The organism is Porphyromonas catoniae ATCC 51270 (genome assembly GCF_000565015.1).
Classification (GTDB): domain Bacteria; phylum Bacteroidota; class Bacteroidia; order Bacteroidales; family Porphyromonadaceae; genus Porphyromonas; species Porphyromonas catoniae.
This window is the reverse complement of sequence record NZ_JDFF01000001.1, coordinates 76,825-90,602: the sequence shown is the minus strand read 5'-3', so window position 1 is coordinate 90,602 and position 13,778 is coordinate 76,825. Positions and strand designations below refer to the sequence as shown.

Annotated in this window: 7 protein-coding genes; 3 read left to right on the top strand and 4 right to left on the bottom strand. The window is 49.8% G+C overall.

Annotated features, from left to right (window positions below):
- Window positions 1-104: 104 nt before the first annotated feature.
- From HMPREF0636_RS00360 to uvrA, 4 genes are all read right to left on the bottom strand, one after another.
- Window positions 105-1,778 carry a hypothetical protein gene (locus HMPREF0636_RS00360; protein WP_044167630.1) on the bottom strand — a complete coding sequence of 558 codons (1,674 nt, stop codon included), beginning with the start codon at window positions 1,776-1,778 and terminating at the stop codon, window positions 105-107.
- Between the two features lie 286 nt (window positions 1,779-2,064).
- Window positions 2,065-2,400 (bottom strand): DUF6122 family protein, encoded by a 336-nt coding sequence (locus tag HMPREF0636_RS00355; protein WP_044167629.1) that lies wholly within the window; start codon window positions 2,398-2,400, stop codon window positions 2,065-2,067.
- Window positions 2,401-2,617: 217 nt separating this feature from the next.
- A complete protein-coding gene (locus tag HMPREF0636_RS00350; RefSeq protein ID WP_052328665.1) occupies window positions 2,618-4,429 on the bottom strand; it encodes a DUF349 domain-containing protein in 1,812 nt (603 codons plus the stop codon).
- A gap of 445 nt (window positions 4,430-4,874) precedes the next feature.
- Window positions 4,875-7,724 carry an excinuclease ABC subunit UvrA gene (uvrA, locus tag HMPREF0636_RS00345; RefSeq protein WP_044167650.1) on the bottom strand — a complete coding sequence of 950 codons (2,850 nt, stop codon included), beginning with the start codon at window positions 7,722-7,724 and terminating at the stop codon, window positions 4,875-4,877.
- Between the two features lie 677 nt (window positions 7,725-8,401).
- Here uvrA and HMPREF0636_RS00340 point away from each other — a divergent pair.
- From HMPREF0636_RS00340 to HMPREF0636_RS00330, 3 genes are all read left to right on the top strand, one after another.
- The gene (locus HMPREF0636_RS00340; protein ID WP_044167626.1) at window positions 8,402-11,260 is read left to right on the top strand and encodes a M16 family metallopeptidase; all 2,859 of its coding nucleotides are present in this window, start codon (window positions 8,402-8,404) and stop codon (window positions 11,258-11,260) included.
- A 177-nt stretch (window positions 11,261-11,437) separates the two neighbouring features.
- A complete protein-coding gene (locus HMPREF0636_RS00335; protein WP_005467814.1) occupies window positions 11,438-11,950 on the top strand; it encodes a thioredoxin family protein in 513 nt (170 codons plus the stop codon).
- Window positions 11,951-12,394: 444 nt separating this feature from the next.
- A complete protein-coding gene (locus HMPREF0636_RS00330; protein WP_044167624.1) occupies window positions 12,395-13,723 on the top strand; it encodes an NAD(P)/FAD-dependent oxidoreductase in 1,329 nt (442 codons plus the stop codon).
- Window positions 13,724-13,778 lie beyond the last annotated feature (55 nt).

Genomic DNA, 13,778 nt, shown 5'->3' with positions numbered 1-13,778 from the left:
ACTCGCTTCAACGAGTTATGGAGAGGATGATCTATATGTATAGCTTCAGCCAGTGGCTGCTGATATATTTCCTTTTCCATCATTATATCGATTAGTAGTCCACCTTATAGATCCGTCTTGTAGAGTACGATGTAATTTTCTCGACCAGTTTTGAGATCAAGGAGTTGACCATCATACGAAATAACAGGATGCTTTTTTTGGAACGTGATGTCTCCCCCATCATTATATCGTTCGCTATAGAACTTTCTGACCTCTACATTTGGTCCACCCCAGCTCATCTTGGTGTTATCAGCAAGGTCTTCAATCCCTTGGATATTGCTTGCGTTCATGGGAGGAAGTAGCTTACACGTTACTGTCATTACCCCATAGTTCTGACGATCTATCCGTACCATGGGATCCCAGTCATACCTAAACGCAGCCCTCGGTCTTTGCTCCTTTGGAGGAGAAGCCATTGCTCCTTGATTATAAAAGTAAACCATACTATAGCCCGTATATGCAGTCTTTGGGGTCCAGTCTGGCTGGCTCTCCGGCCAAATAGGGCCCATGTTCTCTTTCAGTAGGTTGTTTTGATCGGCGTTCCCTACCCGTATGCTGCTGAATGGTGCGTCCATAATATAGAATCCAGGAGCAAACCGTATATCCGATCTTCTACCATAGGCATCCATAAAGCTCTTCTTCTGTGGGGTGAAGTGAGTTAGATCACTACCCCAGAGAATATAGTACTGGGAATGTGCTACAAGGGCATATCCAGTAGGTGGTGTGTATTGACGTACTTGGAGCTCTGTATATGGGCCTCTTTCTGTTGTTGTGTCGAAGTACCAGAGAGGATTCTTAATGTCGCGTATCTTGAGTAGGGCTGTGTACTGCTTACCTGGGGTGTAGCTCGTTTTCTGTGGTTGATAAACGGCGTAGTATCCTACGAGGGTTGGTCCTTCACAGATGAGCGTCACACGAGGAGCTTGGGTTAACTCCCCAACCCAAACTATGAGGTTCTTATCGCTCGTGCCGTTGGCAGGGATAACGACAGGGTTCTGCAACGGGATGTCGCGCATTGAGCTGGGGGCGTAGGAACTCTCACGCTTGAGACCCTGACTGAGTTCATCGGGCTTGAGCGTATAAGATGTATTAGGGAGGCTGATGCTTAGGGTATTTACCTTGACTTCTCCGTTTGTCGTATTCTGCATACGGAAGCGAAGGATATTACCATAAGGCTTAAATACCTTGTTTGTTGCAGCTGACTTGACGTTGGAGATGTTCCCATCATCCTTGATGGTGATATCTGACAGCATCGCATAGGGGACATCAATGCTTGTTGTGTTATCATTCCCTACAGCTATGGCTTTAACGCTGTACGCTGTAGATGCGTTCGGAGCGGATAGCGGTGAATTGTCATTTGCTAGGATAGCAATGAGCTTAACCTGACCCACCTGCAGAGGCGCAGAGGTGGTAATTTCTCCTTCATAGCGAAGACCTGCTCCATTGTTGATTACCTTCCAATCTGCGTCAGCAGACCAGACTAGGTTGCCATTGCTGTAGAGGTAGGTCTTGACTTTAGCCTTAGTCTTGCCTTTGAGTGTAGCCTGAACCTTGTTGTTAGCAACATAGAAGTCCAGAGCCTTTTCCTCTCCAGAGGGAGCCTCCGATAAAATGTCTCCTGCGAGGTCTAGAGCAAGAGTGCTACCTGCAGGTAAGATCTTCGGCTCGTTCTGGGGGACATCCTTTGAGCATGATGCAAAGGTCAGCCCCATAAGTAAGAGGAAGAAAAGATTTTTCTTCATACTGATCTTAATACTTTAGTGATTAAACATAAATAGTAAGGGACGCTGCATAGCTGTGGCCATACAGTGTCCCTTAGAATTGGTAAGCGTAAAATGTTGTTGCTTTTTAGGGGGGGGGGTAAAATTGTATTAACTTTTTGGTAGAATATGGCAAAAGAAAGATGCTGGGAAGCATTGCCTCTCAGAGTATCTACCATATTATGTATATGATGGTTTACCATTTCTTACACTAAATTCTATGGGTGCAAAGGTAAGAAAATAATTGAAATACTAAGGTGTGGGATATTTACCTCCATAGATAATAGTCCTGCCAATCGGTGAACATGTGGAAGAGAAGACCCGCTCCGACAATGCGTAACCATGAGGGTAGCCCCAACCTTTTTAGGGGAAGAATACAAAGAAGTGCATACAACCCAATCATCGGATAAGAATGTAGGAGGTGAAAGCCGATACTGCATCGGTTCGGATCAAAGATGGGGCGCACAAGTAGGTGATCTAGGTCTACGAGCATCGTTGCAAGCAGGATGAGACTTACTCGCCACCACTTCTCCTTTCTCCATAGAAGTGCAAGGAGCAACGGAGCGAGGAAATGCAACCCATAGTGTACTAGTGTGCGTAGCATATCTTCTTCGTCATGTTATTGGGGTGGGGTGATGTCGTGTTAGCTGAGCCTATTATCGTGTGAGATCCTTGTCCCTTTGTGTCTGTTGCTTGGCCGAGCTATATGCTCTAGTTGATAGGGTGGGATCTATTGCTTCGCACAAGGAATGCCCTCTCGCTGGCTTTCGCTAGGGAGAGGGCATTCCGATTGAGGTATGATGCGACCTCTTACTGGAGAGCTATTCCTGTACTTCTTGTCCAGCTTCCTGCTCCTTTTGTAGGAGTAGACGTAGCTTTTGCTCGGTAAGCTCAATGTCTGCGATGAGGTGATCCCGCTTGCGCTCAATTTCGGAGAGGAGTGAAGAGCCACTCTTACTACTTACATTGAGGAAGGTAAGGTTATTCTCATACGTCTGTAGCTCGGCACGCTGGCGGTCGAGGTGACGCTGCAGGCGAGCGTGTTCGGTCTGTAGACTGCTACCCATGGCATCGAGGTTCCCCAGAGAAGCACCATAGCCAGAGAGACGTCTCTCGGAGCGGTGCTTACGGAGCTTGCCATGTAGGGCATCGAGTAGCTCACGATAGGCAGCGTTGATGGCCTCCTTATCCTTGTGAGGGACAGCACCTGCTTGCTTCCAGCGGTCGTTATATTCTGCCAGTAGGTCACGGAGATTCTCGGGTTCTTCACCCTCGTTGATGGTAGTTAGCTCCTTGAGGATCTCTCGTTTTATAGCTAGGCTCTTACGTGCTTCGTGATAGATGTCAGACTTGCGTGTCCCCTCCTTCTTACGGCGATCAAAGAAGTAATCGAAGTTCTCACGAAACTCCTCCCAAATCTTCTGGCTATACTTCTGGGAAACACTCCCTGCCTCTTGCCACTCCTTCTGTAGTTGTTTAAAGGCTTCGGCTGTGGCCTCCCAGTCGGTACTCTCTCTCAGAGCCTTGGCTCGCTCGATCAGCTCCTGCTTGACTTTGAGAACCTCATCGCTGTGCTCTCGAGCTTTCTTGGCGAACTCACTGCGGTGACGGAAGAACGCATCTACACCCGCACGGAAGCGCTGGTAGATCATATCGTTATCCTTGCGTGGAGCATAGCCGATGGTACGCCATTCAGCCTGCATTTCCTTGATTTGCTCTGTGGCTTTCACCCAAGCATTGTGCGTAGTAAGTGCGCCGTCTAGGAGGAGCTCCTCTACCTTGGCGCAGATGTTCGTCTTAGCTTGGAGGTTCTCTTCCTCGGTGGCCTTACGCTTATCGTGAAAGTCTTGGTGACGCTTGTGCTGTGCGCCTGCGAGTTGCTTGAACTCTGTGTTGATTTCTTGCCTTAGTTCCTTGGCCACAGGGCCTAGCTCGTGCCATTGCGCCGTGATCTCTTGGAGCTTACGATGGGCGGTGATGACATCCTTCACATCGTCTAGCGAACGGAGCTCCTGGAGGAGAGCTTGCTTGGCTTCAAGGTTCTTTTTGAAATCGTATTGTCTGAGGTCGTCGTTGATGGCTTTGAGATCATAAAACTCATCGCGGAGCTCATAGAAACGCTTGTTTAGTGCTGCTTGCTCCTTGGGATCAAGAGCTCCTACAGCATTCCATTCATCACGGATATGGGTAAACTTAGCATAAAGTTCCCCGAACTCTGCTCCCTCCTCATTACTCTTGAATAGCTCCTCAAATCGGGAGATGAGTGCCTCTTTTTTGCCCTTGTTTTCTTGATAAAGTGCTTCCAGAGCCTCTTGACGCTTGCGGTCACGCTCCTTGAAGCTCGCTAGTAGCTCACCGAGGCGTATTTCCTGAGCCTCGAGATCTCCCTGCTCGGTGGCGTTGGACTCGTTCTGTCGCTCCTTCCTGCGGATAAATTGCCCACGTATCTGTTCGACGATTTTGCGCTCGGGGAGCTCATCTTGCTGCAGAAGCAGAGCGAGCTGATCGACGAGCTGCTGTGCAGTCATGCTCTGAAAGCTGGTCGATGTCTCCTGAGAGGTGGTCGTATCATTGGGCTGAGGTGCAGAGACCTCTGTCTGCTGTGTCTGCTCTGAGTTCTGAAGAAGTTCCATAATCTCTTTTCTGTGAAATATAATCCAATCTCCCTGACCTCAGCATTCCCAACGGGATGATTGTGCATCCCCGAGGGACAGAGGGAAGGTACTGGATGAGTCCTTACAATGTTGCCTAGTGCAAAGAAAACAATTTTTTCCGTTTTCTCCAATCTTATTTAGGCGATAAATACGAGGAATAGCCTAGGTGAAGTAAGGTGCTTTGGGGCAGGGAATGATGAAGATGAATGAGCCAAAGTATTATGTCTATGCCATCCTCGTTGCCTCTTAGAGCGTAGAGCAGAAGCCTCCGTAAGCCCACATCTGAATAGCCAGCAGAAAAGAATAGCGATGCCCGGAAACATCTCTAGAGAATACAAAAGAAAACTCTAGAGTCCCGCAGTGGAAACTCTAGAGTTTTTGCTGTGCAGGATACGACCTGCCGTATGGGAGGCTCTCTCCTCGTCTAGCTACCCTTTCGGTGAGAGGATAATGAGTCCTTGAGGTAGCGACCCGTAGCAGAGTCCTTTGCTTTGGCTATATCCTCAGGTGTGCCCTCCGCTACGATATAACCACCAGCACTTCCTCCTTCAGGCCCGAGGTCAATGACCCAGTCTGCGGCTCGGATTACCTCGAGGTTGTGCTCCACAACAATGACTGAGTGTCCCTGGTCTACTAGGGCATTCAGAGCCTCAAGTAGTGTACGGATGTCGTGGAAGTGTAGTCCAGTGGTTGGCTCATCGAAGACGAAGAGCGTAGAGAGCTTCTTTCCCTTGCCTAGGTAATAAGCCAGCTTGACACGCTGATTTTCACCCCCAGAGAGTGTGGAGCCGTTTTGTCCGAGCTTGATGTAGCCTAGTCCTACCTGTTGTAGTGGTCTTAGCTGATCAATGATCTTATCGGTCAATGGCGATGAAGCCCTGTTCTTCTCAAAGAACTCCACTGCCTCATCCACACTCATGTCTAGTAGCTGAGATATGTTGGTACCACAATACTCCACCTCAAGTAGCTCTTTACGGAAGCGTGTGCCGTGACATGCTTCACACGGCAGGGTAATATCTGCCATGAACTGCATCTCGATGGTGAGTACACCTGCACCCAGACACGTCTCACAACGTCCTCCCTCCTTATTGAAGCTGAAGTAATACGGCTTGTATCCCATTTGCTTCGATAGCGGAAGACCTGCATACAGCTCACGGATGGCGTCGAATGCGCCAACGTAGGTCACAGGGTTGGAGCGAGAGCTTCTGCCGATGTTGTTTTGATCGACGTACTCTACCTGATGGATGCTTTTGAAGTCACCATGTATTCCACGAAGCTCAAGGTTGTCTATCGGCTCTGCATTGAGGGTGCGCTGCACAGCTTCGTAGAAGATCTCTCGCATCAGTGTACTCTTTCCTGAGCCACTTACGCCACTTACCACTGTAAGCGTGTGTAGCGGGAAGCGGACGGTGATGTCCTTGAGATTGTGCATCGTGGCACCCTCAACCTCAATATAATCCTTCCATGATCGGCGGATGCTGGGCAGAGGTATCTGCTCCCGCCCCGTGAGGTAGGCTGCTGTGTAGCCTGGCGTGGTGTCGTTGATGTCCTTTGCAGGGCCTACATAGACGACTTCGCCACCTAGTCGACCTGCATTGGGCCCGATGTCAATGATGTAATCTGCAGCACGCATCATCTCCTCATCATGCTCAACGACGACGACAGTATTCCCTAGATCTCTGAGTCGCTTGACCACATGGATGAGTCGCTCTGTATCTCTTTGGTGAAGACCAATACTTGGTTCGTCGAGGACGTAGAGCGAACCAACGAGGCTACTACCTAGCTGTGTAGCGAGTGTTATACGCTGGCTTTCGCCACCTGAGAGTGTGTTGGAGAGGCGATCTAGAGTAAGGTAACCTAGGCCAACTTCATCTAGGAAGGTAAGGCGAGAGCGTATCTCATGAAGTAAGCGTTTGGCTACAAGATAGTCAGCTTCACTCAGCTCGATCGTTTCAAAATGCTTCTGAGCATCCCATAGTGTCATCCCCACGACCTCGGCAATATTCTTTCCTCCAACATACACGCAGAGGGCATCAGGTTTAAGTCTGCCACCATGACACATAGGACAGACGGTCTTGCCAGTGAAGTGAGCTATGCGTACACGATTCTGGATCTTGTGCAGATGCCCACGTAGGTAGTCGAAGTATGGGGTGATGCCGATCGGGCCGTATTCTTTAGTTGGGATACCATCCCATAGCTGTTTCTTCTCAGCCTCTGTTAGTTCATTGTATGGTCGATGAATGGGGAAATTTACTTCCTCGGCATAGCGGATGAAGAACTGCTTCCACTCAGAGGAAACCATTCCTCTCCAGCAGGCTACACCATCGTCATATACCGAGAGAGAAGGGTCTGGTATGACCAAGCGATGATCAATGCCTACCACCTTACCGAAGCCTTCACACTCAGGGCATGCACCGATAGGATTATTGAAACTAAACATCTCGGGCGAAGGCTCCTGAAAGACTCTTCCCCCAGCCTCAAATATGTTGCTGAACTCTTTTATATAGGTTGGCTTCCGCTTCTCTCCCTCCATCTCCTCCACAGCAAGGGAGCATATACCACGTCCCTCGAAGAACGCTGTCTCCACAGATTCGCCGAGGCGGTCTATGGCAGAGCGATCCTCGCTGATAGCAAGACGGTCGATGAGTAGGTATACATCTTTAGCTCGAGTGTCTTTCCACAATAGAGCATCCTCAATGGGTAGTACACCCTCAGGAGTCCATAGGCGACTGTAGCCTTGTTGTAATTGTATCTCTAGGTGAGCAGCTAGGCTTCTTCCCTTCGGTATGTGTAGGGGGACGATGAGATAGATGCGACTACCTATGGGTAGGCTCCCTGCGAACCGAAGCACATCCTTCACAGTATGCTTACGTACCTCTTCGCCTGTCTCTGGGGAAATCGTTTTGCCCACACGAGCATAGAGCAGGCGTAGGTATTCATAGATTTCTGTTGAGGTAGCTACCGTTGAGCGTGGATTGCGACTAACCACACGTTGCTCTATGGCGATGGCAGGAGGTAGTCCTCGTATCCAGTCTGCCTCGGGCTTGGCCATCCTGCCGACAAACTGTCGGGCATAGGAAGATAAACTCTCTACATAGCGTCGCTGTCCCTCGGCATAGAGCGTATCGAAGGCTAGCGAACTCTTCCCCGAGCCACTTACGCCTGTGATGACTACAAGCTTACCACGGGGGATCTCTAGGTCAATGTTCTTTAGATTATTGACCCGTACGTGATGCAGGAGGATGCCTGCTGAGGTATCCTGTCTGTCGCTCATCTGTGTAGAGGGAAGGGCTTTTTTCTTTGCCATCGCTTATCCTTTGCGCCTAAAATCAATGAAGTCTTATATCAGTGACAAATGGCAAGTACACTTGTTTCCCAGAGGCTGGGAACAAGAGGCTTCACCAATTCGCTGTGGCGCAAAAGTACGAATAATGCCCCGATTCAACGGACGGGAGTGTTGGTGGGGGAGTGAGCTAACTTTATACAGCCTCTTTTGTCTCATTGAGATGCGCCCAGATAAAGGGATATTGAGTGAGCTTTTACGAGTTATGGTAAGTCGTCATCATGACTTACCATAACTCGTAAAAGTGACTTACCATAACTCTTTGTGACGAGTTACCATAACTCGTTGCGACGACTTATGGTAACTCGTTTAGGTGATTTAAGGATCGTCTGTATCTTGTTTGTCCACAGTGTGTTGCGAACTTGCTTTGAGCTGTCTTAGAATGGACCCCAGTGGAAGGTGAAGGAGCTCTCGAAGTGCAGGGAAGTTCATCGCTCCATGGAGCCATATATATTATAGGTATAGGAAGACGCTCGACTACGATCAAGCAGGTTGAGCATGTTGTGTAATGGGCAGAATACAGTCTATGGATAATTGTATTACATTTGTTGCATAAGCCACGAGTGAGTTATTTAGTATCCTAATTCAATTCAAATACATACAAATCAATGCGGCTAAAACAACAAATCCGAACCCTCTTCTCTGCCCTACTTCTAGCAGGTGTGGCAGGAGGTCTTCTACCTCTGAAGGCACAGGAACCTGGAGGTGGTATGCCTCCGCTACCAATCGACTCGGCAGTGCGTATAGGGAAGCTCCCTAATGGGCTGACTTACTTCATCCGTCACAATGCAGAGCCTAAGGAGCGAGCAGAGTTCTACATCGTGCAGCGTGTAGGCTCGATGCAAGAGGAAGACTCCCAGCAGGGGCTCGCTCACTTCCTAGAGCATATTGCCTTTAACGGTACCAAGAATTTCCCTGGTAAGGGGATTGATCACTTCCTTGAATCCATTGGGGCAAGCTTCGGGCGTAACATCAACGCTTATACCAGCTTTGATGAGACCGTCTATACCCTGATGAATATCCCTGTGCCACGCAAGAGCGTAGTGGATAGCTGTGTGCTGATCCTGCACGACTGGAGTAACTTCATCAGCCTAGAGGACAAGGAAATCGATCTAGAGCGTGGGGTGATTGAAGAGGAATGGCGTAGCCGAGACAACGGAGACATGCGCAACATGACCAAGATGCTCGAGCTCGCTTTCCCCAATAACAAGTACGGACAACGCATGCCAATCGGTAAGATGGAGATTGTCCGTAACTTCCCCTATCAGGTGCTACGTGATTACTACAAGAAGTGGTATCGTCCTGACCAACAAGCCCTCGTCATCGTTGGCGACGTGGATGTAGACTATACTGAGGCTCAGATCAAGAAGATTTTCGCAGACATCCCTGCCCCTGTTAACCCAGCAGAGCGTGTTTATACTGAGGTGCCCGATAATGAGACTCCGATAGTAGGGATTGCAGCAGACCCAGAGGCAACGCAGAACTCTATCAATATCTGCTTCAAGCAAGACATTACTCCCCTCTTCGTACGAGCCACACTCCTCGGTCCCGTAGAGGACTATACCAAGGGTGTCATCGCCCAGATGGCTAATCAGCGTTTCTCTGACCTCGTGAAGAAGCCTAACGCTCCCTTTACGTCAGCCAGCATGGATATGGGGGACTTCATTGTGGCGAAGACCAAAGATGCTGTCAACTTCGATGCTTCCTTCAAGGAAGGGGCATGGGAGCCAGCACTTAAGGCTCTCACGGCAGAGATCGTACGCATACGTAAGTACGGCTTCAATAAGAGTGAATACGACCGAGCTAAGAAGGATTTCCTCGTAAGTATTAAGAATCTCTACAACGAGCGTGATAAGCGTAAGAATGATGCTTGGGCAAACGAATATGTCCAGTACTTCATCAATGGGGGCTACCTTATGGATATCGCTTCCTACTATCAGCTGATGAATGGCGTCGTTGAGCAAATAACCGTTGAGCAGATTAACGCTGCTCTGACAGAGCTCATCCCTGAGAAAAATGTAGTCGTACTCATGACGAGTGTCGAGAAGCCTGAGGTAAAGCTCCCCTCCACATCCCAGCTAGAGGCTCAGTTCCTCTCTGGCATGAAGCAGGAGGTAACACCCCTCAAGGAGGAAGTCAGCAATCAGAAGCTCATTGACAAGCTCCCTATGAAGGGACGCATCGTCAAGGAAGAGAAGAATGGTAAGTTTGGCTCTACGGTCTGGACGCTAAGCAATGGTACGAAGGTAATCCTGAAGAAGACAGACTACAAGGATGATGAGATACTCCTTACGGGTACTCGTCCTGGTGGGTCGTTTAACTTCTCCAAGCCAGCTACTCTCGATCTCAAGGTGCTTAACATGGTCAGCGATCTTGGTGGGCTAGGTAAGTTCGATGACTCTGCGCTTGAGAAAGCACTCGCAGGGCGTATCGCTTCCGCTGGTCTAAGTGTGTCTGAGCTTACCGATGATGTCTCTGGCTCGACGACCAAGGAAGACCTAGAGACGATGCTTCAGCTGCTTTACCTGAACTTCACCGCACGTCGCTCAGACAAGGAAGCGTTCAAGGCTTGGCAGGAGCGTATGATTGCTAAGCTGGAGGCTGATAAGGCTAATCCCCTCTCCACACTGATGGACTCTGTCCCTCGCTTCCTATACCCTAATAACCCCGAGAACTATCCTCTCACCGAGAGTGAAGTGAAGGCTATTAACTACGATCGTGTACTCCAGCTCTTCCGTAGCCGTTTTGCTAACGCTAGAGGCTTCCAGTTCGTCTTCGTTGGTAACATTGATGAGGCTAAGCTCCGTCCCTTGGTAGAGCGTTACATCGCTTCTCTACCCGCTACGAAGGTGACCTACAAGTCCTTTACCGATCGTGTAGTAAGGGCTATCCCAGGTACACATACGAAGGCTTACAGCCAGGCTATGACTACGCCTACGGGGATTGCTGTTGATATCCTCTCCACGGCAGGCGAATACACTCATAAGGAGCTCCTCGTAGCTGCTACGCTGCAGTCCATCCTAGATCAGCTCTACACGAAGACCATTCGTGAGGATGAGGGCGGTACATACGGCGTCGGTGTACGTGTTAATGTCTCCCGCTACCCAACTGTTCATCGTTCGCTCACCGTACAGTTCCAGACCGATCCCACGAAGGTAGAGACGCTCAACAAGCTTGTCTTTAAGGGGCTGGAGGACATGATCAAGCAAGGGCCTAGCGAAGAGTACTTCACGAAGGCAATTGCCAACCTAGGTAAGGAGCATGCTGAGAGCCTCCGTAAGAATAACTACTGGCTGAACCAGCTCGAGCGTTACTATACCCATGGGTTCGACTTCGTGACGGACTATGAGGCACAGCTCAAGAGCATCAAGACTGACGATGTCAAGGCTCTAGTCAAGAGTCTCTACGACTCTCGTGATCGGATCGTCATCACCTTCCAGTCCACCACTGCAGAGGCTAAGAAGTAGCCCTTCCCAAACCTAGTCGGCTCACGCCGACTGTCCCTCTTTGATATGCCGCACTTAGCTCGGTCTAGGTGCGGCATATTCTCTCTATCTGGTGTGCTTTAGCCTGAAATATGAACAAAAGCACAACTTATATGCTTACTTAGACAAGTAATAACACGAATTTAAAGGTAACTTATTATGAAGAAGATCTTGCTCACCCTAGGGTTTTCCGCCCTAAGCCTCATGACTGCTTCGGCATGCACGGCCAAGGCCTCCGGTAGCAGTGCAGATACACAGACTACGGCAGAGGCTACTGCATCTGCTGAGGCAGCCCCCGAGGCTAAGGCCTCCGCTGTGCGTCACATTGATGCCGCTTTCCTACGGGCGAATATCTATGACTACAAGGAGCACCCCAATAAATTTGTCTTCAAGGGCTCTCGTCCTGCTATACTGGACTTCTACGCCGACTGGTGTGGACCATGCCGTAGCCTATCTCCTAAGCTTGAGGCTGCTGCTAAGAAGTATGCAGGCAAGGTAGATGTCTATAAGATTAATGTCGATAACGAAGCAGAGCTTGCTAACATCTTCGGCGTACGTAGCATCCCGATGGTACTCTTCATCCCCATGCAGGGTACACCTGTGCAGACGGTCGGGGATCTGACTGCGGAGCAGATTGAGGAGACCATAGCTCAGATTTATAAGGCTAAGTAACCTCCCTTCCCACCCTTATCTCGCTCCATACGCTTGTATGGAGGTACGTGGGATGAAGGTATAACTACGATTGGGTGAAGCATCCTCATGGATTGCTTCACCCAATGTTCTTTTGTCTATACAGAGCATCACATACGGGGCTATTGCGTAGCCCGTCACTTATTCATGTTGGAGAGCTAGTAAGGAGGGCTGAGAATGCGCTTGTGGGTAGGGTAGGGAACCCATGCAAGGGTTTTGTTTATGACCCATGCAAGGGTTATGAAGGTAATGCTTGCATGGGTCTGAGAGGTAACCCTTGCTAGAGCCTTCTCTGGGGTGATAGCATGGGTTTATATCCGTATCTTTGTAGCTCGACTAACCTGAGGATGAGAGGAAAGAACATTCTGCACTCCTTGGATTGTTTTAGCTATACATAGAAATTATTCCTCAATAAGTATTAGCAGTATGAGTATCAATATTCCTCAGTCTTCCCTGCCTCGTGTCGTTATCGCTGGTGGGGGATTTGGCGGTCTGAAGCTCGCACAGGAGCTGGACAGTCGCCACTTTCAGGTTATACTCATTGACCATCATAACTACCACCAGTTCCCGCCATTGATCTACCAAGTCGCCTCGTCGGGACTAGAGCCAAGCTCGATCGCCTTCCCCTTTCGCTCTGCACTGAGGAAGAAGACGGGATTTGTGTTTCGTCTGGCAGAGGTCCAAGGAGTAGCACCAGAGCGCAACCTCCTGCTGACCTCTGTGGGAGAGGTGAAGTATGATTACCTGATCCTAGCCTGTGGAGGTACGACGAACTTCTTCGGAAACGACCAGATTGCTCGTCATAGCCTCCCAATGAAGACGCTCTACGAGTCCATGAACCTACGCAATGTACTCCTACAGAACATTGAGAAGGCACTCGTCTCCGATGATGAAGAGCGGCGTAATGCACTCCTTACGGTAGCCATCGTCGGGGGTGGCCCCTCTGGCGTAGAGATTGCAGGGGCGCTGGCAGAGATGAAGCGGTATGTGCTACCGAAGGATTATCCTTACTTGGACTCATCCCTTTTCCGTATACACCTCTTAGACGCTTCGCCTCGACTACTCCAAGCGATGAGCGAGCGGAGCTCCGAGACCGCAGCCCGAGGCCTCAGAGAGATGGGCGTGGAGATCCATACAGGGACGATGGTCTCAGACTACGATGGTAAGACGCTCCGCCTCAGTGATGGCTCCGAGATGAAGACCCGTACGGTCATCTGGGTGAGTGGTATTGTGGCAAACGCCGTGGAGGGTATTCAGGCTGAGGCTCTGGGGCGTGGTAGACGTATCCTCGTCGATGAGCATAACGAGGTGAAGGGACTGACGAATGTCTTCGCTATCGGAGACCAATGCCTCATGACGGCAGATGCTAACTATCCGAACGGACACCCACAGCTGGCGCAGGTAGCTATCCAGCAAGCACGTCTCTTGGCTCGTAACCTACGTGCTCGACAAGAGGGAAAGCCCCTCTCACCCTTCCACTATAAGGATCTTGGCTCGATGGCTACTATTGGGCGCAACCGAGCCGTCGCAGAGATTAGAGGTGCGAAGTGGGGAGGCTTCACGGCATGGATGCTGTGGCTCGTCGTACACTTGCGCTCCATACTTTCGGTGCGTAATAAGGTGATTGTCCTACTGAACTGGATATGGAACTACGTGACCTACGACCGCTCCCTTCGCCTCATCCTCAAGCGAAACATCCCAGTCGAGCCCTACCATCAGCGTGAGCAACGTGAGCGTAGGGAGCATGAAGAGTAGTGACGAGGGTTTGAGCCTCACTCTACAGTAGTTATTTGCACCAGATTACCTTAGA